Origin of the sequence: Metalysinibacillus jejuensis, assembly GCF_003057615.1 — a bacterium.
GTDB lineage: Bacteria > Bacillota > Bacilli > Bacillales_A > Planococcaceae > Metalysinibacillus > Metalysinibacillus jejuensis.
Map to the genome: position 1 here is coordinate 47,480 of NZ_QAFW01000003.1, position 23,629 is coordinate 71,108.

Genomic DNA, 23,629 nt, shown 5'->3' on the forward strand with positions numbered 1-23,629 from the left:
TTATTCGTAAACGTAGAAACCGCGACCTGATTTTTTACCTAACCAACCTGCTGCTACGTACTTGCGTAAGAGTGGGCATGGACGGTATTTACTATCTCCGAGTCCTTCGTGTAATACTTCCATAATGTATAGGCACGTATCAAGGCCGATAAAGTCAGCTAATGTTAGCGGTCCCATCGGATGATTCATACCAAGCTTCATAACATCATCAATCGCTTCTTTCGTTGCTACACCTTCATAAAGCGCATAAACCGCTTCATTAATCATCGGTAATAAAATACGGTTTGAAATAAAGCCTGGGAAGTCATTCACTTCTACTGGCGTTTTGTCTAGTTTTTTCGTCATATCTTCTACCGCTTGATACACTGCATCTGATGTCGCTAAGCCGCGAATAATTTCTACCAGCTTCATCACAGGTACCGGATTCATATAATGCATACCAATTACTTGCTCAGGACGTTTTGTTACAGCTGCAATTTCTGTAATCGGTAATGACGATGTATTCGTTGCTAAAATCGCATGCTCCGGTGCAATTTCATCGAGCTGTTTAAAGATGGACTGCTTAATCTCCATGTTTTCAACCGCTGCCTCGATAATAATGTCTACGTCATGCGCATCTTTTAAATCTAGTGACATCGTAATGCGATTTAAAATCGCTGCCTTGTCCTCTTCAGTTTTACGACCTTTTTCCACGTCACGCGTTAAGTTTTTCGTAATAACGCCAATGCCGCGCTCATAAAACTCTTGCTTCATATCGTTCAGTTTCACATCAAACCCTGCTTGCGCACAAACTTGCGCAATACCTGACCCCATTTGTCCTGCTCCGATGACCATTACTCGTTGAATATTCATTGTGCTCCCCCTCGTGGTACCTCTATCATAATTGCGTCGCCTTGTCCTCCCCCAGAACAAATGGCAGCGATCCCCTTACCGCCACCTCGGCGTTTTAATTCATAAGCAAGCGTTAAAATAATGCGTGCGCCCGATGCCCCAATTGGGTGACCAAGTGCTACTGCACCACCGTTAACATTTACTTTATCAGCTGGCAAGCCTGCAATTTGATTGCTCACTAATGCTACTGCCGCAAAAGCTTCATTAATTTCGACTGCTTCAATCTCGTCGATTGTCGTACCTGTCTTTTTTAATAACTCATTAATAACAAGCCCTGGTGTTTGCGGGAAATCTTCCGGTGCTACACCAACTTCAGCATGTCCGATAATATACGCTAGTGGTGCGCGTCCTTCTGCTTTAGCGCGCTCCTCACTCATTAATACGAGTGCAGCTGCACCGTCGTTAACGCCTGGTGCATTACCCGCTGTAATCGTGCCGTCTTTGTCGAAAGCTGGACGTAAATTAGCTAGCGTCTCTACTGTTGTCGAAGGACGTACAGCTTCGTCTTCCTTTACAGTAACCGCTTCACCACGACGCTGTGGTACGTCTACTGCCACAATTTCTTCAGCAAATTTGCCCGCTGTAATGGCCTCATGTGCTAGCTGATGGCTACGCGTTGCCCACTCATCTTGCGCTTGGCGCGTTAAATCAAATTTAGTAGCGGTTGAGTTACCGTAAGTGCCCATATGTACACGTTTTTCACTAAACGAGCACGATAACCCATCAAAAATCATACCGTCTACAAGCGCTGCATCCCCCATGCGTAAGCCTTGACGCGCATTCAGTGAGTAGTACGGTGCATTGGACATCGATTCCATGCCGCCTGCTACAATAACCTCTTCTTCGCCTAAGCGAATAATTTGGTCTGCAAGCGTTACACTACGTAAGCCTGATGCACATACTTTATTAATCGTTTCTGTTTTTACTTCCCACGGAATACCCGCCTTTGTAGCTGCTTGGCGCGAAGGGATTTGCCCTTGTCCTGCTTGCAGTACTGTACCAATAATTACTTCGCCAACATCTTCAGGTGCTACATTTGCTTTATGTAATGCCCCTTTAATTGCTACTGCACCTAAATCACTTGCCGCTAATGAACTTAATGCGCCGCCCATTTTACCAAATGGTGTGCGTGCTCCGTCAAGAATTACTGTTTTACTCAAACCTTCCACCCCTTTTATGCTACTGTTCGTTAGCTATCACGACTGAACGCTCGCTCAACTAACTTACTTTTCATTTTACCGAAGTTATGTCGTGAATGCAATGCAAATATTCTTCATTAAATACAAATACTTCTCTATAACGTCATTTTATAAGTCTTTATTCACGTTGTATAGTATTTTCTAATTATTTAGACAAAAAAATAAACCGCCTGATTGCTCAAGCGGTTTATGCTTATTATTATTCTGTTACGTCTGTCGGAGTAGCTGCTTCTTCTTCGATGACAGGTTTTGCTGTACCGAATACCGAGCGTGCTAGTAACTCAGCTACATCGTACGTACCTACTTGGTCTTCTACTTCTTTCGCTTTTGTACCGTCTGATAACATCGTTAAGCAATACGGACAGCCAGAAGAAATAACCGATGCATTCGTTTCAAGCGCTTGCTCTGTACGCGCTACGTTAATGCGGTTGCCGACATGTTCTTCCATCCACATTAAACCACCACCAGCGCCACAGCACATACCTGTTTCGCGGTTACGATCCATCTCTACAAGCGTTACACCTGGGATGCCTCGTAAAATTTCACGCGGTGGATCGTACACATCATTGTAGCGACCTAAATAACAAGAGTCGTGGAAGACGATCGTTTCATCCACTTCGTAGTTCATTTGCAGTCGACCTTCTGTAATTAACTGATCAAGTAACTCCGTATGGTGATATACTTCGCCATGCCAACCGAAGTCTTGGTACTCATTTTTAAAGATATTGTATGCGTGAGGGTCAATCGTTACGATTTTAGTCACGTCATTTTTCTCAAACTCGCTAATATTTGATGTCGCTAACTCTTGGAATAAAAACTCATTACCTAAGCGACGTGGTGTATCACCAGAGTTTTTCTCTTTATTGCCTAAAATCGCAAACTTCACACCCGCTTCGTTCATTAAGCGCGCAAAGTCTAAAGCAATTTTTTGTGAGCGGCTATCAAATGCACCCATTGAGCCAACCCAGAATAAGTATTCCATTTCTTCGCCCGATTTTTTAAGTTCTTTAATCGTCGGGATAGAAACTGTTGGGTCAAGGTCACGCCAGTTTTCTTTTTCTTTACGGTTAAGTCCCCAAGGGTTACCTTGACGCTCAATGCTCGTCATAGCACGCTGTGCATCTGGATTTACTTTACCTTCTGTCATCGTTAAATAACGACGCAGGTCAATAATTTTATCTACGTGCTCATTCATTACAGGACATTGGTCTTCACAGTTACGACAAGTCGTACATGCCCAGATTTCTTCTTCTGTAATAACGTCACCAATTAATGAAGGGTTGTAAATGTCTTCAATTACTGCACCTTCTGCACCTGCTGCCATGGCTAATTGGTTACCCTTTGTGCCTTTAAACGCCGTAAATGGTACCCATGGCTTTTGCTTCGTAACGACTGCACCTGTATTTGTTAAATGATCGCGCAGCTTTACGATTAAATCCATTGGCGACAGCATTTTACCTGTGCCTGTTGCTGGACACATATTTGTACAACGACCACACTCTACACAAGCGTATAAGTCGATTAATTGATTTTGTTTAAAGTCTTGAATTTTACCTACACCAATAGCTGGCATCTCTTCTGCATCTTCGTCCATTTCTTCTAGTGCTGAGAAGTCGATTGGCTCTAATGTCCCGCGACGATCTAAGCGACCTAAGTAGACGTTTACTGGCCCTGCAATTAAGTGGAAGTGTTTTGATTGTGGTACATAGACTAAGAATGTTAATAAAATAAGTAAGTGCACCCACCACATAACAAAGAATACCGTTGCTGCTGCCGTTTGTGGCAAGAAGCTAAATGCCATCGCAATTACTGAAGCTACTGGCTCATATAGTGACGGCTCATGACCGTGCCAAATGATGCCCATACCGTTAGCGATTAATGTTGATACCATTAATCCACCGATGAAAATTAACACGAGCCCGTTTTTCCAGCCGCGCTTTAAGCGTGTTAGCTTTTCGACGTAGCGACGGTAAAATGCCCACACAACCGCTACTAAAATCATTAACACGACAAGTTCTTGGAAGAACGTGAAGAAATTATATAGGCCGCCCAGTGGTAAATGCGAACCAGGCTTTAATCCTTTCCAAATTAAATCGATTGCGCCAATTTGTACGAGTAAGAAGCCATAGAAGAAAAATACGTGGATTAACCCACTCTTTTTATCTTTTAATAACTTCTTTTGTCCGAAAACGTTTTCGACTACGCTTGCTAAACGTTCTTTAACGCGGTTATCAAACTCTACTTTCTTACCAATTTTAACGAACTGGTAACGCGTCTTTAATAAGTATAAAAATAGTCCAACACCGTATAACACAACGATGCCAAATAAAATCCAGTTTGCAATAAGTAATGGACTCATCGCTCTTCCCCCTTTAGTAAATATTCCCCCAAATCTTTGTGTTCCCCATTCAGTACTTTTATTTTAAGTATGAATGAGCATTCAGTCAACAAGCAATCAAAAAATATTGAAAATTTCTTCAAAACGAAAGTTGTTCACTAAACGGCTGTATTTTCTCTATTATACAAAATATCTATACAAAAGACAGTGGTCTTTTTGAAAAAATCATGTAATACAGCTTATTGCACTACATGATTTTTAAAAAAATAAAGCATTATTTAAACACTTGACCGCCGCGTTCATACTCGACATCCGCTACTTGCAAGCGGAAGTTAACAGCGCGTGCTGCTGCAAAAAAGTAATCCGATAAACGGTTTAAATAAATTTGAATTAGCGTATTTACATCTTCAATTTCTCGCATTAAGGTTACCATTTGGCGTTCAGCGCGACGTGTAACGGTACGTGCAATATGTAATGCTGCCGCTCCCTTACTGCCCCCCGGTAAAATAAATTTTTCAAGCGGTGGTGCCTCGTCTGATAAGGCATCAATGCGCTCCTCAAGGTAGGTGATAGACGCTTGTGCTAACTTGTAGTGACGCTCTTTCATTACGTTAGCTAAATCGCCTCCGCAATCAAATAGCTCATGTTGAATGATCGTTAAATCTTTAATAATATCTGCACATGTCACTTCATTTAAATCCGTTACAGCATAGCCGATAAAGGCGTTTAACTCATCTACTGTGCCATAAGCTTCAACACGTAGGCTATCTTTATCTACACGCCCACCAATTAAGCTCGTCTTTCCTGTGTCACCCGTTTTTGTATACAATTTCATGCTAATCCCTCCTCGTGTAAAAAGTGTATCACATTATTCTGTCAATGGCTTTAATGTTATTTGCGGCACGCCGGTAATCGGATGCGTAAAGCAAGCGACATCCACGCCGTATACAGCTGCAATTGCTTCGGCTGTAATAATTTCTTGTGGTGTACCGAGGGCATATACCGCACCATCTTGCAGTAAAAGAAGTTGATCGCAGTAAAGTGCTGCTAAGTTAATATCATGAAATACACTTACGACACTTTGCCCGCATTTTTTCACTTGGCGACGCAATAACTCCATCACTTGTTGTTGATGTGCTAAATCTAAATGATTTGTCGGCTCATCTAATAAAATGAGCGACGACTGTTGGGCAAGCGCTTGAGCGATAAAAGTCCGCTGCTGTTCCCCACCTGAGAGATCGCTTAAATAATGCGCGGCATAGTGAGCAATATTCGTTTGCGTTAGGGCAAATTGCACCGCTTGCTCATCTTTTGCTGACCACGAAGTAATGATGCCTGATTGGTAAGGATAGCGCCCTAGTGCTACTGTATCGCGCACCGTATGGGAAAAAGCGTGCGGGTTAAGCTGCGGTAGCACCGCCATTTTTCGCGCTAACTCCTTGCTTTTATAACGGCTGCGCTCACGCCCTGCAATGTGCACCGTGCCACTTTTAATCGGTAAACTACCGCTGATCATTTTTAGCAACGTGGATTTGCCACTACCGTTTGGGCCGAGTATGCCAAGCATCGTATTTTCGCGCACGTGAAAGCTAACATCTTTTACAATCGTACGCTCACCGTAACCGCCTGTTAACTGTTTGACATCTAGCATAAGCTTTACCCTCGCTTTCGTTGTTTAAAGAAAATATACGCAAATACAGGCGCACCGATAAAGGATGTAATTACCCCAATTGGTAACTCTGAAGGCGCAATAATCGTGCGTGCAATTAAATCACAAACAATTAATAAAGTGGCACCGTTAATCATCGCAAGCGGTAATAAATGGCGATGGTCTGTACCAAAAATTAAACGTGTCATATGGGGCACGACTAAGCCGACAAAGCCAATTGTGCCTGAGACAGCAACAGCACTCCCTGTTAAAATCGAACTACCAATTAAAATTTGCCATTTGCTCCGCTTGACATTTACCCCTAAGTACTGGGCGCGTTCTTCACCAAATAATAAAGCATTTAACTCCATGCGATTCCACCATAATAAGCCGCCACCGAGCAGTAAAAATGGCCAAACGAGCTGTACATAAGCCCAGCCACGCATCGATACGCTTCCCATTAACCAATGTAAAATTTGACGTAGCTCCTCGCCCGTTAACGCAATCATTAACGAGATGACAGAGCTTAAAAAGGCGCTAATAATAATACCTGTTAAAATCAATGTTTCCATTCGCATACTGCGGTCCACGAGGCGCGCAAAACCAAGCACTGCAATGAGTGCCGCTAATGCACCAAGCATACTGAAAACCGGCAGTGTAAATAAACCGAATGTCGTAGTCGTTAAACCAAAAAACATCGTCATTACTGCACCGACTGTTGCACCCGAAGATACCCCTAGCGTATATGGATCTGCCAATGGGTTTTTAAGTAAACCTTGAAAGGCAGCACCTGCCATCGCAAGTGCTGCCCCTACAAGTCCCGCCAGCATTACACGTGGCATACGGATTTTCCATATAATATTTGCTGAGATGGCATCTGCTGACGACGGTTGCCATAAAACAGACAATGGCACGCGCACAGAACCGATACTAATAGCCAACCATGTAGCAATCGCTAATAATACTAACGATACGCTATAGCCGACGAGATATTTTTTCACCTGTTAGAAGGCCTCTGGGTAAATAGCTTTTGCAATTTCTGCAAAGCCATCTGCTAAGCGTGGACCTGTACGGCTCGTTGAGTCAACATCAACTTGCACAATGCGGTCATTTTTTACAGCTTCTACTGCTGAGAAGCCGTCACGTTGTTTAATTTTTTCAATGATATCTGGTACATAATCATATTGCACAATAATTACGTTTGGGTTGCCTTGAACGATCGCTTCTGGATCAATTTCAAACCAATTATCTCCGCCGTCTTTAGCAATATTCGTCGCGCCTAATAAATCAAACATTTCTTGAATATAGCTGCCGTTACCTGCGGTATAAATTGACGGTGCATCTGATGTTTCTAAAAATACCGTACGTGTTACGTCTAATGCTTTAACGTCTTCTACTACTTTTTGTACTTTTTCTTGCATTGCTGTTACGATTTTTTGCGCTTCATCTTGGCGGTCTACTACTTCGCCAATGAGTGTAATTGCATCATATGTCTCATCGAAATTTTTCGATTCTGGTACGACAAATGCCGTTACACCTGCATCATTTAATTGCTGAATGGCTGCCTCAGAAGACGCCACCGAAGTTTCGTGGATAAAAACAACGTCTGGTGCAAGCGCTACGATTTTTTCTGCATCAAGCGTCATGCCACCGATTTTTTCTTTTTGTGTCGCTTGCTCAGGGTATGTATCATTGTCAGATACGCCGATAATTTCTTCATCTAAACCTAGAGCAAATAATGTTTCCGTAATACTTGGTGCGGTAGTAATGATTTTTGTTGGTGCTTCTTCAAAAGCAATATCTTTACCTGTAGCATCTTGAAGCGTGCGTACATTTTCTGTACCTTGCTCAGCAGGTGTTTCATTGCTAGTGTCCGTCTTTGTCGTATTACACGCTACTAATAGTAACGTTGCTACGACCATTAAAACGGCAAACTTTAACCATTTGTTCACTGCTATCTCTCCCTTTATTACATTTTTTCTGGTGCAGCTACGCCAATTAAACGAAGCGCGTTAGCAAGCGTAATACGTACAGCTGTAATGAGTGCAAGACGTGCTTCTGTGCGCTCTTTATTTGTTGCATCTAGTACTTTTTCGGCATTATAGAAGCTATGGAATGCCGCTGCTAACTCTTGAATATACGTTGCAATACGGTGAGGTGTACGGTGCTTAGCCGCTTCTGCGATAACTGTTGGGAAGTCGCCCACCTTTTTCAAGACATCAATTTCTTTTTCTGCACCTAATAAATCTAAGTTAGCTGTTGAAGCCGTAAAGCCTTGTTCCGTTGCTTGACGTAAAATCGAAGCAATACGCGCATACGCATATTGTGCGTAGTACACTGGATTTTCGTTAGATTGTGATACAGCTAAATCTAAGTCAAAGTCCATATGTGAGTCACCCGCTGTTTTAACGAAGAAGTAACGTACCGCATCTAAGCCGACTTCCTCTACAAGCTCACGCATTGTTACTGCGTTACCTGTACGCTTACTCATTTTAAACTTCTCGCCGTCTTTATACAGCTGCACCATTTGGATAACTTCTACTTCTAATGTATCACGATTATAACCGAGCGCCTCAATTGCCGCTTTCATACGTGGGATGTAACCATGGTGATCAGCGCCCCAAATATTAATTAATTTCGTAAAGCCACGATTAATTTTATCTTCGTGGTACGCAATATCTGGTGTTAAATACGTAAATGAACCGTCTTTTTTAATAAGCACACGGTCTTTGTCATCACCAAATGTTGTTGAGCGGAACCAAGTAGCGCCGTCTTGTTCAAACACATGACCGTTTTCTTTTAATTTATTGAGAGCTACATCAATCTTGCCGTTGTTGTAAAGTGATGTCTCTGAGTACCATACATCAAAATCAACGCGGAAGTTGGCTAAGTCTGTTTTTAACTTGTCTAACTCTAATTTCAAACCGTGCTCACGGAAAAATGCAAAGCGCTCTTCCTCAGGCTTATCTAAAATCGTTGTGCCAAACTCATCTGCTAATTTTTTAGCGATATCAATAATATCTTGACCATTGTAGCCATCCTCAGGCATCGCAGCCTCTTGACCTAATGCTTGTTTATAACGCGCTTCTAATGAATACGCTAAGTTATTAATTTGGTTACCTGCATCGTTAATATAGTATTCGCGAGATACATCATAGCCTGCTGCTGCTAGTACGTTACATAGTGAATCCCCTACAGATGCACCACGTGCGTGACCAAGGTGTAAGTCACCTGTTGGGTTAGCTGATACAAACTCAACTTGTACCTTCTCGCCAGCACCTGCTGTCGATTGACCAAATTTTTCGCCTTGAGCTAAAGCCGCTTCTACAACGTCTGCTAGGAAATCTTTGCGCACCGTAATGTTCAAAAAGCCTGGGCCTGCAATGTCGACTTTTTCGATAGCTGTGCCCTCTGTTACTAAATTAGCAACGATTGCCTCTGCAATCGCGCGTGGTGGTTTTTGCGCTAGCTTTGTTAATTGCATCGCTACGTTTGATGCGTAGTCACCGTTTGCTTTGTCCTTTGGTTGTGATAATTGGATGTTAAGTGCGCTCGCATCCTCCACTAATTGCGCCTGCTGAATTGCTTGTTGCAGGGCATCTTTAATCGTTTGTTGTACTTGTTCTACTGCGTTCATTGTCCTACCTCCGTATAATTAATCGTTAATGTATATGAGCCAACCTTCTGCCCACTAATCGCTAGCTCATATGTCGTTGTAAATTGCCCACGCGCTATGTCGTGTTCAAGTGCTTGCGTATCAATGGCCAGTGGCATCTGTCCGGCATCGCTATTGTAGTGCCCTGCTTGCGGCACATCTTTTTGTAAAGGTAGCCGCATCATTACAGCACCGCTACGCATAATAAGCGCAGTATCATCTGTAATTTTAATCATCGTCGTAATGCTGCCCGCCTCTTGTTCTTCAGTATAGCGAATATAATAAGCCCCTCTTTTTTCAGTTAAGTGACCTTCTAACCACATTTCGTATTTCTCTGCTTCGCTTTCTAAGTGACGTATCACGGATGTAAGTTGAATTTGAATAGGTTTCAATGCAACTCGCTCCTTTCATCTATAACCTTTATATTATAGGATAAGTAAGAGGTAACTTTCAATACGAACGTGTGGTGAAACCTTCCTTATTACACTAACGTATAAATACATGAGGTGATTGCGATGAAGCGTAAGAAACATCTTCGTCAATTGAAGCATAAACGACGCGGTAAACGTCTGTTATTACTCGTCGCTATTTTTATAGCCGCTTCCGGATTACTATGGGGCGGCATTCGCATTTATGCCCAAGTAGCAGGTGCGCCGCCTATTACAGTACCGAGCGCTTCGACATTCGTCGATCGTGACGGCGAAAAAATCGGTGACCACTTCGCTAATGAACGTAGGTACTGGGTCGCACTCGATGATATCTCACCTTTTATGGTAGATGCGCTACTTTCTGTAGAAGACCATACCTTTTATGAGCATCACGGCTTTAACTTAAAGCGTATTGCGGGGGCAGTCGTCGCTAATATTAAATCAGGCGGCAAAGCGCAAGGTGCTAGTACGATCACACAGCAATTTGCGCGCAACTTATATTTATCCCATGAAAAAACATGGTCACGTAAACTTAACGAGGCGCTCTATGCCTATCGTCTCGAAATTTTTTATAGTAAAGACGCCATTTTAGAAGGCTATTTAAATACTGTCTACTTCGGGCATGGCATGTACGGTGTAGAAGCTGCCAGTCGCTATTATTTTGGTAAGGCCGCTAAAGATTTAACGCTAACCGAAGCGAGTTTGCTTGCGGGCGTACCAAAGGGCCCTAGCATCTATTCACCGATTGTAGATATTGATAAAGCTAAAGAGCGCCAAGCTATTATTTTAGCCTTAATGATGGACAATAATAAAATTACAGAAGCGGATAAAGTTGCGGCACAAACGCAAGAAATCGCATTAAAAAATGATGCCTTTCAAGAAACAAATCATGCGCCGTACTTTTTAGACGTCGCATGGCAAGAAGCGAGCGAAATTTTACGCAAACAACAACTCGATATTAGTGCAGGTGGCTATGTCATCCAAACGACGCTTAATAAAAAGCATCAAGAAGCGGCTGACTTCGCCGTAGCGAACCGCATGCCAGAAGGCGATTTACAAGTGAGCTTTGTTAGTATAGCGCCATCTTCAGGCGAGGTTACAGCGATGATTGGCGGACGCAATTATAGCGAGAGCCCGTTTAACCGCGCCACGCAGGCACAACGCCAACCGGGTTCAACGCTTAAGCCATTTTTATATGCGGCGGCACTCGAAAAAAACTATAATCCGCTAACCTTTTTACCAGTGACGCAAACGACATTTACCTTTAATGGCAACGAACAGTACACGCCTAAAAATGCCAATGATGCCTTTGCAGACCATGATATTTCGATGATTCAAGCGCTAGCTCTTTCCGATAATATTTATGCGGTTAAAGTGTTAGAAGATATTGGCTATAAAGCCTTTCGCTCTATTGGCGAGCGCTTTGACTTACCTATTGGCAAAGCTAATAGCCCGCGCATCGCACTAGGCTCAGAAGAATTATCGCTTTACCGCCTAACGACAGCGTATAATCGCTTAGCTTCTAAAGGGGCAGCGGTAACACCGACGACAATCTTATCCATTACGAACAGTAAAGGCGAAGTCGTCTATACGTACACGCCGCCTACCGAAATCGAGCAAGCGCTGACGAAAACCGATAGCTTTTTAGTAACGACGATGATGCAAGCGATGTTTAATGATGAGTATAATGACTATACTAACGTCACAGGCAACGATATTGCACCGTATTTAACACATGATTATTACGCAGCTAAAACAGGTACGACTAATAGTGACCAGTGGATAGTTGGGTTTTCTCCGTCGATTACAGCTGGTGTGTGGAATGGCTATGACCAAGGTAAAAACTTGGCAGGCGGCGTAACAAAATACATTTGGCTCGACTTTATGGAGCGCGTTAATACGAGTAAAAAACAGCGCTTTACGCCACCTAAAGGGGTAAGTGCTGTCAACGTCGAAATCTCCTCAGGGAAGCTCGGCTCACGCGCTTGTGGTAAACAGGCTGTCGTCTTTGTAAAAGACAAAGACGTGCCGACAGAACGCTGTATTAAATTTGATTTATTTGATGTGGATACGTGGGAGCGCTTCTTTGATTCCATCCCTTCTTCCATTTTAGGGCCACCTCCTAAACGCTAAGGCGCAACTTTTGCGCGCGCCATGACGTCTAATATCGTTTAGCACAAAAAAAGTCATCTATTCCTTGGAATCTTATGTTCCATAGGAATAGATGACTTTTCTTTTTTGACAAATGAAGCAAAGCGCGTAGGCAATGGTCCAGATTGCTTTGGCACTTTGCTTTTTTTGCCAAATGTCCTAGCTTACTATTATAAGCTCTACTTGTAGTTTACTTTTTTTTCGAGGTAGTTTCAACCTCATATAGAATGCTTTTTCATTTGTCACACAATGTTCATTTACTCGCATAATAAGGCTTGACGAAGTGCAGGTTCGCTGTTCACCCAAAGCATATCATTATGCGCTTGTAAAAAAGCACCTAATACTTTTTTTGATGGCTCATCCATCATGTCTACCATAATATGACGCTTTAACGATTTATCCATGCGATTGACGTGATCCGCTAAAATTTTATAGCCGCGGCGTTTCTCACGATTTACTACCATCTCACATGCTGTCACGCCGGCATAATAAGGTCCTTCTTCACGCTGATCAATCGTTACCCATACTAGCCAGTAAGGTTTGCCCCCTTCAGAGTCAGCCTTATCCATCGTAAACTTAATGCCACGCTCCACGTCACTGCGCGCATGCATAGCACCCACATCAACAAAGGCGCGTTCTTCCTCAATATCAATAAACACAGGCGAAATATTTTCTAACGATAGTGAGCCAATACCAAAACCTTTATGCCCATCTGTCGGGTTATTTTTGATAATGGTAAAGCCCATTTTTTGCTTCGGTTTTTCTGAGTTTGTCATGCTCAATTCTCCTCCATTTCATGCTATAGTTAAACTATACACGTTTAAGGAGGAAATGAACAATGCCATACGTTACAGTTAAAATGATTGAAGGACGCACGCCTGAACAAAAACGTGCACTTGTCGCTGAAGTAACCGAAGCCGTATCAAAAACAGTTAACGCACCTAAAGAAAACATCACCGTATTTATTGAAGAAATGTCAAAAGAAAATTACGGCGTCGCAGGTGTACGATTTAGCGATAAATGAAAAACAAAGTAATTAATATAGGCATTGCTCTACTTTTTATCGTAGGGCTCACTCTCATTTTTATTAATCCTATTCGCGATGCATTGCTAAAGCGCTCTGCCAAAGAGCTAAGCCTTGAGCATTATACAGCAGAGCAATTAAAAGAAAATGAGCAACAACAAGATGTGGACTTTACATTTGAAGCGGTACAATCTTTATCACTCACTGATGTGCTAAAAGCCCAAGCTTCCTCTAAAGACTATCCCGTTATTGGCAGCATTGTCGTGCCAAGCGTAAATATGGAAGTACCTATTTTAAAAGGCGTAGCAAATAGCGCATTAGCTGTAGGTGCTGGTACTATGAAGCCTGATCAAAAGCTAGGCATCGGCAACTACGCGCTAGCAGCTCATTATTTTGAAGGGCGCGACGTATTATTTGGCCCTCTTTATAATGCAACGATTGGCGATAGCGTCTACGTTACTGATTTAGATAAAGTTTATGAATACCGCATCAATCATAAGGAAACGATTGCAGCTACAGATGTACACGTCATTAATGACACGCCTGGTCAAACGAAGCTTACTTTAATTACTTGCGCGGACGCAGGTTATAATCGTCTCGCTGTAGAAGCGGAGTTTGTTGAGGCGATACCATTTGACGAAATGCCTTTGAAGTAAGCGACACTTCTCATTGTCTATGCACAATGAGAAGTGTTTTTTTATAAAAACAATAGAAAACAACCATCTCAGGAGATGAACTGTGTTCTGTCAAGTAGACAACGAAAAAACAAAAGCTTTATGCCACAGCCTGGTACCGAAACTCCATCGGTGCTAGGCTGTTTAACTTCTCTTGATAGCGTTCCTCGTTATAAAATTTAATGTATTCATCAATGTCCTTTTCTAACTCCTCGAAAGTACGATAATTTTTCAAATCGTATTTTTCACACTTAAAGTGACCAAAGAAACTTTCAATTGGTGCGTTATCTATACAATTTCCGACACGTGACATACTGCGCGTCATTCCAGCTACTGTTGTCAGATCACGATATTCCTTTGACGTATATTGGGAACCGCGATTGCTATGAATCAATGGTTTTGCGTTTGGATATGCCTCTATAGCGGTTTCTAACGTTTTCATGACCAATGGATTGTCATTATTTCGGATCACTTGATAAGCGACGATAGAGCCGTCATAAAGGTCTTTAATCGCGCTTAAATAAGCTTTGTTGCCAAAGCCGTAAGTCATATGCGTAATGTCGGTCACCCATTTCTCATTTGGTTTCTCAGCGCTAAATTCTCGGTTTAAAATGTTCTCTTCAATATTTACGTAGCTTGTTTTGTTGAGTAACCATTCGAACGTCGAATATGCGATTTGAGGCCCATTTCATTCATTAAACGACGGATTCTTTTCGGGTTATAGTGTTTCTTAACTGTGCGATTAATCTCTATTGTGATTCGACGATAGCCATAGATACCGTTCCTATTCTTGAATACTTCTTTGATTTTCTCCATCAACCATTCATTTTCTTTCTGTGGTGTTGTAGGCTCATGCTTTAACCATCTATAGTATCTAGATCGCGAGACGCCTAAGATTTCACAAAGTAATACAATGGGGCTTTTCGTCTTTTCATGGTAATCGTGAATCGCTTGAAAACGAGCTAAATGAGTGCCTAATCGCGCATTCCCATCCCCCTTTCGATTGCTTTCAACTTTTTTAATAGACCATTCTCCGCTTCTAAATACTGATTGCTGTGTTCTAATTCTTTAATACGAAGTTGTAATTTCTATTCATCTGTTAGATTAGGCTTAGATTCTAGTGACTTACCACGACGGTCGTGAAGGCTTTGTTCACTATCTTTCTCATATTTCCCAAGCCAACTGTACACTTGTTGATAAGATACTCGATACTTTTCGGCAGCTTCTTGATAATTATATTCATTGGCAACTGTATATTGAGCGATTTCAATGCGTTCTTGAAAAGTTGTTTTACGTCCAGGATTCATAGTATCTGTTCCTTTACCAGTAGATTTTATGTCTTGTCCACTAGTATAAAGGTTTAGCTACTGTCTTAAAATAGAAGTGGAAGAGATATTGAATTCTTTACACGTTACAGGCAAACTACCTTTTCCGTCTAAATAAAAGTTAACGGCTCTTATTTTACGTTCGCTGGAATATCTTTTCCAAGTTTTCGCTATCTTTAATCCCTCTACACCGTACGCTTGATACTTACGAACCCAATCGTTTATTGTGAATTTTGTAACTTCATACTCCTTTGCGACTGTATTTACTGTTCTTTGCTTCTCAATTACACTAAGAACAGCTGCAACTCTTTCATCTAACGTATGCTTAGTCCATCTTTTAGACATAAAAATGCCCCCTTTACAGTAGTAGAGAACTTTGATTATTTCTCTGTCTACTATATTGGGAGCATATCAAGACCTAAGATGGTTGTCGTTTTACGTAATATGCAATAGCTCTTTTATCTCTTGTGCTGCTTTACAATCGGTTAATGCTAAAATTCGTTCTTTCGGGAAATAGACTTTATGATCGCGTTGTACGCGTCCTGTAATGGCATCTACAATCGTAGATTTACGAGAAAGCTCAAGCTCCTTACCATTTTTCATTTCTAAGAAAATAGGCTCGCGTACTTTTTCTTCACCAGGTCGGTAAAAATCATACGGCAAATCTGCTGTAGTGTCGTGCACAAAATAATAGGTCGGATCTATCCCCGCTTCGGTAAAGAGTTCTTTTAAGCGCTCATACTTTTGCAGTTCTTCTCCTGGATTAAAGTCCACATAGTGAAACAGCCTGCGATTAATAAAACGCGTGCTCAAGTCACGTAAAATTTCGTCCTCTTCTTGCGACCACCATTTGAAATACGTCAAAACGACACTTTCGTCTAAATTAATATACGCTTCAAGCGTAATCTCTCCAGTAAAAAAGGAGACGAAAGGAAATGGATCTTGTTTAAAAACGTACCCTTCATGAAATAACTTACGTGCGCGCTTTAACGTATGATTTAAAATCATTTCGGCACTGCGCGAAATCGGGTGAAAATAAACTTGTAAATACATTTGATAGCGGCTCATAATATAGTCTTCTACCGCATGCATTCCACTTTCTTTAATAACAATTTTATCTTCACGCGGGCGCATAACGCGTAAAATGCGCTCCATATCAAAGTGACCGTAACTCACCCCTGTGTAATACGCATCGCGCTGTAAGTAATCCATGCGATCAGCATCAATTTGACTAGAGATTAAATTAACGACTAATGGATTTGCATATTTCTTTTCAATTACTTGCGCTACTTTTTCTGGGAAGTCTGGCGCCACCCGACGCAATACAGCATTTACTTCGGTATCGCCAAGCAATATTTTACGCGTGTACTCTTCGTGATCTAAGCTAAAGACGTTTTCAAACGCGTGAGAAAACGGCCCATGACCTAAGTCATGCAGTAACGCCGCGCATAATGTTAATAAACGCTCGCTGTCATCCCAATGCTCACGCCCCTTAAAAATATCATCTACAATGCGGCGAATAATTTCATAAACACCGAGCGAGTGATTAAAGCGGCTATGCTCTGCTCCGTGAAACACTAAGTACGTCGTGCCGAGTTGGCGAATGCGGCGTAAGCGCTGAAACTCTCTCGTGCTAATTAAATCCCAAATGACTAAATCACGAACATGAATATAACTATGTACAGGATCTTTAAAAACTTTTTCTTCTCTAAGCTTTGTTTGTGCGTAACTCATCAACTTTCCCTCCCATGCTCATTTCTACTTTCTTCTATTATATATACAAAAAAGGCTATCTCACAACCGAGATAGCCCTAAAAGGTAAATTAAACTGGGTTTACACCGTGTTTACGGTCAGTAAATGGCAAATACTTAGACATATATAATGGTAAACGTGTCGCTAGCGCCTGACGCAAGTCATTTGGTTCAATGACATCATCAATAATCAGCTCCGACGCTAAACGGTAGACATCGATTTCTTGTTGATACTCCGCACGTTTCTCTGCGATAAAGGCAGCGCGCTCTTCTTCTGGAAGCTCTGCAATTTTATTAGCGTATACAGCATTCACTGCCGCTTCAGGTCCCATAACCGCAATTTGCGCACCCGTTAGCGCAATACAGCAATCAGGTTCAAAGGCAGGACCCGCCATTGCATATAAGCCTGCACCGTACGCTTTACGCACAATAACGGTTAATTTTGGCACAGTCGCTTCGCTCATCGCAAAAATCATTTTCGCACCGTGACGGATAATCCCCACCTTCTCAACTTGTGTACCAATCATAAAGCCGGGTACATCGGCTAAGAAGAGGAGCGGAATATTAAACGCATCGCAGAGCGAAATAAATTTAGCTGCTTTATCAGCAGAATCATGGAACAAGACGCCACCTTTTGCACGCGGCTGATTGGCAATAATACCAACGGGTTGTCCATCGATACGACCTAGCCCCGTAATTAACTCTGGCGCAAATAACTTTTTCACTTCGCAAAACGAATCCGCATCAATTAAACGATCAATCAGTTGATACATATCAAAAGGTATGTTTTGGTTTTTAGGAATTAACTCATCAATTGTTTTATCAAAATCAGTTGGCGGTTGCGGTACACTCACTGGGCTTTTTTCTGTATAGTTGCTAGGGAAGTAACTTAAATATTTACGTGCATAAAGAATTGCTTCTTCTTCCGTCTTCGCTAAAACATCGCCACATCCCGATGTCGAACAGTGCATTTTAGCGCCGCCCATCGTCTCTAAATCTACTTTTTCACCGATTACCATTTCAGCCATACGTGGCGAGCCGAGATACATCGAAGCGTTGCCTTCTACCATGACAACGATGTCGCAAAACGCTGGGATGTAAGCACCACCTGCTGCGGAAGGTCCGAATAACAAACAAATTTGCGGCACTTTTCCGCTCATTTTCACTTGATTATAAAAAATTCGTCCTGCTCCGCGACGTCCTGGGAACATTTCGAGTTGGTCTGTAATACGCGCGCCTGCTGAGTCCACAAGATACAACATCGGACAACGCAATTTTTCGGCGGTTTCTTGAATGCGAATCATTTTTTCAACGGTGCGTTTCCCCCATGAACCCGCTTTAATCGTTGAGTCATTAGCTAGCACGCAAACCGTACGACCATTTACTTTACCAATGCCCGTTACGACACCGTCTGCTGGTAAGTCACCTGCTAAGCAATTTGCGTACAGCCCATCCTCTGACTGGAGCCCATCATCAAGCAATAATGCTAAGCGCTCACGCACAAACATTTTGCCTTGCGCTGCATTTTTCTCGTGATATTTAGGCTTACCCCCTTGTAAAATCTCTTCCTTCATCGTCGTTGTACGTGTTTCCATGTCCATTCCCCCTCTTTATTATTCCCCTTTGTAGTGAGGCGGTCGCTTTTCTGCGAAAGCAACGAGCCCTTCTACACGATCTTTTGTCGGAATTAGCGCATCATACGCTAAAGCTTCAATAGCTAAGCCAGTTTGACGATCTACCTCTACCCCTCGGTTAATCGCTGCTTTCGCTTGGATTAGCGCCAGTGGTGCATTTGTAGCAATCGCACGCGCTATCGTTAATGCGCCCTCTTGCGCATCATCACAAACTTTTTCAACAATGCCATACGTCGCCGCTTCAGCAGCAGTCAGGCGTGCAGCAGTATAAATCAGTTGCTTCGCTTTGCCTAAACCGATAAGTCGCGGTAAGCGCTGTGTGCCCCCCGCGCCCGGTATAATCGCAAGCGATGTTTCAGTTAAACCAAGCAAGACGTTTGTTGAGGCTACGCGTAAGTCGCAAGCGAGTGCTAACTCCAGACCCCCACCAAACGCTACACCATTTAACGCTGCGATTACAGGTTGTGGAATGGCCTCAACTTGATTTACCGTTTCACCAATCAACCGCACTGCTTGTTTCACCTGCGCGTCATCCATGCCGCGACGTTCTTTTAAGTCAGCCCCTGCACAAAATGCTTTATGACCTTCGCCTGTTAATATTACGACCCGAATATCTCTTCGCGCATGCATATCTTGCGCCACTTGGCTAAGCTGTTGTAATAAGTCACGCGATAACGCATTAAACGCTGCGGATCGCGCCAATGTAATGACGCCGATATGCGGTTCAACCTCTTCAAATGTTACGAGTGCTGTCATGTCTCGTCCTCCTTATGGCGCTGAATTTCCATCTGCTTGGATGCTAAAGGCTTACCTAATTTTTGTTCAATAAAACTTGCTGCTGTTAGCACTTTTTCCATTTGCACACCCGTATGAATGTTCATTTCATCAAATAAATATAATAAATCTTCAGTTGCGACGTTGCCTGATGCTCCTTTCGCATAAGGACAACCCCCTAAGCCACCTAATGCGCTATCAAATTTAGTAATGCCTAGCTCCATTGACTTCACAACATTCGCTATCGCTATCCCGCGCGTATCATGAAAATGCATCGCTAATCTTTCAGGCCCGTAATGCGGTAATAAGTGGGTTAATAATGCCTCGATTTGCGTAGGTACACCTACCCCAATCGTGTCACCTAATGAGATTTCATCAACCCCCATATCAAATAGTGCATCCGCTACATGGCGCACCTTTTCTGGTGCAATATAACCTTCATACGGACAACCTACCACCGTCGAAATATAGCCACGTACAGTTAAGCCGTTGCGCTTCGCTTCATCTACTACTTCTAGTAGTACAGGAAACGTTTCATCAATCGATTTATTAATATTATTTTTATTGTGACTTTCACTTGCAGACATGAACACGCTAGCTTCATCAATGCCTACCGTTAATGCTCGCTCAAGGCCGCGCTTATTCGGAATAAGCGCCGCATACGTCACATCTTGCTGGCGTTTAATTTGTGCGAGCACTTCAGCAGCATCGGCTAATTGCGGAATCCATTTCGGGTGCACAAACGAAGAAACTTCGATGTACGATAGCCCCGACATACTTAATAAATTAATGAGCTCCACTTTATCAGTCGTTAAAATTGTCGCCTTTTCATTTTGTAAGCCATCTCGTGGGCCAACTTCTTTCAGTACAACTTGTTTCGGTAAGTGCATAGTACATCCCCCTTACTCAATTTCTACTAAATCATCATCGACGTTAATAAAATCGCCTTCATTTGCGATGACTTTCGTTACTGTGCCATCCGCTTCTGCCGCAATAGGAATTTCCATTTTCATTGACTCTAAAATCGCTACATCTTGACCAGCTGTTACACTGTCGCCTTCTTTAACTAAAATCTTCCATACTGTACCTGCCATGCTTGCTTTTACTGTTGCCATAATAAACCCCTCCAAAAATTAATGTTGTAATTGTGGTAAATAATAATGATCAACGAACTTCGTTGTCGTATTGCCTGCTAAAAACGCTTCATGTGTTACCGTTTTAAGTAACATCGGAATATTCGTTGCAATCCCTTCTATTACAAAAGCTTCTAGCGCCTTTACTAAACACTCGCATGCAACTTCACGCGTCTCTCCCCAAGCGATTAATTTGCTAATCATCGGATCATAAAATGGCGTTACCGTACCGCCTTCATACACGCCACATTCATTGCGTATACCTTCGCCTGTCGGTAACACAAGCTTAGTAATCGTGCCTGGTGAAGGGAAGAAGGTCGTTGGATTTTCGGCATAAATGCGCACTTCAATCGCATGACCGTTTTTTTCTACCGTAGCGCTCGTAAATGGCAGTTTGCCACCCGCTGCTACGATAAGCTGTGCTTCTACTAAATCCAGCCCTGTGATTTCTTCGGTAACAGGGTGCTCCACTTGTAAGCGCGTATTCATTTCAAGGAAGTAAAAGTTTTCGTTTTCATCCACTAAATACTCAATCGTACCTGCGTTAACGTAGCCAATATGTTCTACAGCTTTAGCTGACGCCGCTAACATTTTTTGTCGTGTAGCTGCCGAAATAAATGGCGATGGTGCTTCTTCTACCACTTTCTGGTTGCGTCGCTGAATCGAACATTCACGCTCAAAAAGTGGCACAATCGTTCCGTGCTGGTCAGCAATGATTTGCACTTCGATATGATGAGCTTCAGCAATAAAGCGCTCCATATACATCGTACCCTCTCCGAAAAATGAAGCTGCGCGCTTTTGATTTCCTTCAAAAGCTTGCGCTAAATCCGCTTCGCTTTCCACAAGTTGCATGCCGATACCACCGCCGCCTGCTGAAGCTTTTAACATGATAGGATAGCCTATTGTTTTCGCAATTTCAATCGCTTCATCAGCATCTTTAATAGCAGTTTCTACGCCTTCAACAATCGGTACACCCGCTGCTTTCATCGTTTTACGCGCTTCTAACTTACTCCCCATCGAAGCAATAACAGCTGCACTCGGTCCGATAAACGTTAAATTCGCTGCTTCACATGCTTTAGCAAAGTTTGCGTTTTCAGATAGTAAGCCGTAGCCAGGATGAACGGCTTCAGCGCCGCTCTCCTTCGCTACTTCTAAAATGCGATCAATATTTAAATAGCTCTGTGCAACAGGTGGTTTGCCAATGCAGTATGCCTCTGTTGCCTCTTTAACGTGCAGTGCCTCCGCGTCCGCTTCTGAGTACACAGCTACAGTTGCAATACCTAGGCGCTCACATGTACGAATAATACGGCGCGCAATTTCGCCGCGGTTGGCAATCAATACTTTTTTGAACATCGTCATCCCCCCAAATTTTGTGAAATAAAGTCCTCACGTAACTTAAACTTTTGAATTTTCCCTGAGGCAGTCATCGGGTATTCGCTTAAAAACTTAATATAGCGCGGAATTTTATAACGTGAAATCTTGCCTTGACAATAATCACGCACTTCTTGTTCAGTTAGCTCTTCACCTGGTCTCGTAATAATCCAAGCAACAACTTCCTCCCCGTACTTTTCGTCAGGCACGCCTGCTACTTGTACGTCAAACACTTTAGGTTGCGTATATAAAAACTCTTCAATCTCACGCGGATAAATGTTTTCGCCACCTCGAATGACCATATCTTTTAAACGCCCGGTAACACGTACGAAGCCTTGTTCATCCATCGTCGCAAGATCACCCGTATGCAGCCAGCCGTCCTCGTCAATTACATTAGCCGTTTCTTCAGGGTTGTTATAATACCCTTTCATTACATGGTAGCCACGCGTACAAAGCTCGCCTTGCGTATTACGCGGCGCTTCTTCATTTGTCCCTGGGATAACAATTTTCACTTCAAGATTAGGTAACGCCCTGCCGACAGTTTCGACTTTAGCGGTAAAATCATCATCCACGCGCGTTTGTGTAATAACAGGCGATGACTCCGTCTGGCCGTAACAAATTGTAATATCTGTCATTCCCATCTTATCGATGACAGCTTTCATTACTTCTACTGGACAAGTTGAGCCCGCCATTACGCCGGTGCGTAGGGAACTCAAATCATATTTCGAAAAATTCGGTGAATTTAACTTACTAATAAACATCGTCGGTACGCCATGTACTGCGGTACATTTTTCTTGTTCAATCGTAGCCATTACCGCTTCTGGTGAAAACTCTTGTACAGGTACCATCGTGCCACCAACTGTTGTAATTGCTAATGTGCCGATTACGCAACCAAAGCAATGGAAAAATGGTACAGGTATACATAGCCTATCTTGCTTCGTTAAATTCATACATTCGGCGATATTCATCGCGTTATTAACTAAATTAAAGTGCGTTAACATTACCCCTTTAGGGAAGCCGGTCGTTCCCGATGTGTATTGAATATTAATCACATCATCATGTGATAATGTAGCATGGCGCGCATCAAGCGCTTCGTCACTCACCTGCTTTGCACCGTCAAGTACATCTTGCCAAGTTAATACGCCTGGTCCGTCATAATCCCCGATGACGATAACACGCTTTAATAGCGGTAAACGTTTTGACTGCAAATTGCCTGGTTCGCTCGTTTCAAGCTCCGGACATAGCGCCTTTACCGTTTCAATAAAAGCATGATCTCGGTACTGCGGCATTAAAATTAATGTTGTTGTATCGGATTGTTTTAATAAGTACTCTAATTCACTTTGACGATAATTTGTGTTCACTGTGACGATTGGTGCCCCCATATAGCCTGAAGCAAACTGAAGTTGCACCCACTCTGGTACGTTCGTCGTCCATACCGAAACATTTTCGCCTTTCTCGATGCCTAAAGACATTAGCCCTTTTGCGACTAATCGACATTGTTCATTTAATTGTTGGTACGTCATTCTTAAACCGCGGTCAGCATAAACTAAAGCTTCATGAGTTGGATCTTGTTGCGCCTGTTCCCCTAACAATTGGCCAATCGTTTTATACACCAGTTCTGCCATTGAAAGT

Annotated in this window: 20 protein-coding genes and 1 pseudogene; 3 read left to right on the plus strand and 18 right to left on the minus strand. The window is 42.7% G+C overall.

Translation table 11 applies throughout. From position 1 onward, the window contains the following. From DDE80_RS02225 to DDE80_RS02265, 9 genes are all read right to left on the minus strand, one after another. Positions 1-852 (minus strand): 3-hydroxybutyryl-CoA dehydrogenase, encoded by an 852-nt coding sequence (locus DDE80_RS02225; RefSeq protein WP_108306059.1) that lies wholly within the window; start codon positions 850-852, stop codon positions 1-3. After that, positions 849-2,051: an acetyl-CoA C-acetyltransferase gene (locus tag DDE80_RS02230; protein ID WP_108306060.1), complete on the minus strand. Its 1,203-nt coding sequence runs from the start codon at positions 2,049-2,051 to the stop codon at positions 849-851. The genes DDE80_RS02225 and DDE80_RS02230 overlap by 4 nt, the downstream gene beginning before the upstream one ends. A 238-nt stretch (positions 2,052-2,289) precedes the next feature. After that, positions 2,290-4,449, minus strand: a complete 2,160-nt coding sequence (locus DDE80_RS02235) for a (Fe-S)-binding protein (protein WP_108306061.1) — start codon at positions 4,447-4,449, stop codon at positions 2,290-2,292. Positions 4,450-4,702: 253 nt separating this feature from the next. Next, positions 4,703-5,263 carry a cob(I)yrinic acid a,c-diamide adenosyltransferase gene (locus DDE80_RS02240; RefSeq protein WP_108306062.1) on the minus strand — a complete coding sequence of 187 codons (561 nt, stop codon included), beginning with the start codon at positions 5,261-5,263 and terminating at the stop codon, positions 4,703-4,705. Between the two features lie 33 nt (positions 5,264-5,296). Further along, positions 5,297-6,079 (minus strand): heme ABC transporter ATP-binding protein, encoded by a 783-nt coding sequence (locus tag DDE80_RS02245; RefSeq protein ID WP_108306063.1) that lies wholly within the window; start codon positions 6,077-6,079, stop codon positions 5,297-5,299. A gap of 5 nt (positions 6,080-6,084) precedes the next feature. Then, positions 6,085-7,077, minus strand: coding sequence for a FecCD family ABC transporter permease (locus tag DDE80_RS02250; protein ID WP_108306064.1), 993 nt, complete (start codon positions 7,075-7,077; stop codon positions 6,085-6,087). A 3-nt stretch (positions 7,078-7,080) separates the two neighbouring features. Beyond that, positions 7,081-8,028 (minus strand): ABC transporter substrate-binding protein, encoded by a 948-nt coding sequence (locus DDE80_RS02255; protein ID WP_235612255.1) that lies wholly within the window; start codon positions 8,026-8,028, stop codon positions 7,081-7,083. 17 nt (positions 8,029-8,045) lie between these two features. Beyond that, positions 8,046-9,713: an arginine--tRNA ligase gene (gene argS, locus DDE80_RS02260; protein ID WP_108306065.1), complete on the minus strand. Its 1,668-nt coding sequence runs from the start codon at positions 9,711-9,713 to the stop codon at positions 8,046-8,048. Then, positions 9,710-10,123 carry a YwiB family protein gene (locus tag DDE80_RS02265; RefSeq protein WP_108306066.1) on the minus strand — a complete coding sequence of 138 codons (414 nt, stop codon included), beginning with the start codon at positions 10,121-10,123 and terminating at the stop codon, positions 9,710-9,712. Before DDE80_RS02265 ends, argS begins: the two co-directional genes overlap by 4 nt. A gap of 123 nt (positions 10,124-10,246) precedes the next feature. Here DDE80_RS02265 and DDE80_RS02270 point away from each other — a divergent pair, with 123 nt between their 5' ends. Continuing rightward, a complete protein-coding gene (locus tag DDE80_RS02270) occupies positions 10,247-12,292 on the plus strand; it encodes a transglycosylase domain-containing protein (RefSeq protein ID WP_108306067.1) in 2,046 nt (681 codons plus the stop codon). 275 nt (positions 12,293-12,567) lie between these two features. Here the strand turns inward: DDE80_RS02270 and DDE80_RS02275 are convergent, their stop codons facing one another. Further along, the gene (locus DDE80_RS02275; protein WP_108306068.1) at positions 12,568-13,086 is read right to left on the minus strand and encodes a YwhD family protein; all 519 of its coding nucleotides are present in this window, start codon (positions 13,084-13,086) and stop codon (positions 12,568-12,570) included. A 62-nt stretch (positions 13,087-13,148) separates the two neighbouring features. Here DDE80_RS02275 and DDE80_RS02280 point away from each other — a divergent pair, with 62 nt between their 5' ends. Both DDE80_RS02280 and DDE80_RS02285 read left to right on the plus strand, forming a co-directional pair. After that, entirely contained in the window at positions 13,149-13,334 is a 186-nt protein-coding gene (locus DDE80_RS02280) for a 2-hydroxymuconate tautomerase (protein WP_108306069.1), read from the plus strand. Continuing rightward, positions 13,331-13,990: a class A sortase gene (locus tag DDE80_RS02285; protein ID WP_108306070.1), complete on the plus strand. Its 660-nt coding sequence runs from the start codon at positions 13,331-13,333 to the stop codon at positions 13,988-13,990. The genes DDE80_RS02280 and DDE80_RS02285 overlap by 4 nt, the downstream gene beginning before the upstream one ends. Positions 13,991-14,108: 118 nt before the next feature. Here DDE80_RS02285 and DDE80_RS02290 read toward each other — a convergent pair. From DDE80_RS02290 to DDE80_RS02325, 8 genes and pseudogenes are all read right to left on the minus strand, one after another. Then, positions 14,109-15,678 (minus strand): annotated as a pseudogene (locus tag DDE80_RS02290) (IS3 family transposase). Positions 15,679-15,768: 90 nt separating this feature from the next. Beyond that, complete coding sequence (locus DDE80_RS02295; RefSeq protein ID WP_108306071.1) at positions 15,769-17,067, minus strand: HD domain-containing protein; 1,299 nt, start codon at positions 17,065-17,067, stop codon at positions 15,769-15,771. A gap of 89 nt (positions 17,068-17,156) precedes the next feature. After that, positions 17,157-18,680 carry an acyl-CoA carboxylase subunit beta gene (locus tag DDE80_RS02300; RefSeq protein WP_235612256.1) on the minus strand — a complete coding sequence of 508 codons (1,524 nt, stop codon included), beginning with the start codon at positions 18,678-18,680 and terminating at the stop codon, positions 17,157-17,159. A gap of 18 nt (positions 18,681-18,698) precedes the next feature. Continuing rightward, positions 18,699-19,475, minus strand: coding sequence for an enoyl-CoA hydratase (locus DDE80_RS02305; RefSeq protein ID WP_108306073.1), 777 nt, complete (start codon positions 19,473-19,475; stop codon positions 18,699-18,701). Then, entirely contained in the window at positions 19,472-20,383 is a 912-nt protein-coding gene (locus DDE80_RS02310) for a hydroxymethylglutaryl-CoA lyase (RefSeq protein ID WP_108306074.1), read from the minus strand. The genes DDE80_RS02305 and DDE80_RS02310 overlap by 4 nt, the downstream gene beginning before the upstream one ends. Positions 20,384-20,395: 12 nt before the next feature. Next, entirely contained in the window at positions 20,396-20,608 is a 213-nt protein-coding gene (locus DDE80_RS02315) for an acetyl-CoA carboxylase biotin carboxyl carrier protein subunit (RefSeq protein WP_108306075.1), read from the minus strand. 18 nt (positions 20,609-20,626) lie between these two features. Next, on the minus strand, positions 20,627-21,979 hold the full coding sequence (locus DDE80_RS02320) for an acetyl-CoA carboxylase biotin carboxylase subunit (protein ID WP_108306076.1): 1,353 nt from the start codon (positions 21,977-21,979) through the stop codon (positions 20,627-20,629). Between the two features lie 2 nt (positions 21,980-21,981). Beyond that, positions 21,982-23,622, minus strand: a complete 1,641-nt coding sequence (locus DDE80_RS02325) for an AMP-binding protein (RefSeq protein WP_235612257.1) — start codon at positions 23,620-23,622, stop codon at positions 21,982-21,984. Between the last annotated feature and the right edge of the window lie 7 nt (positions 23,623-23,629).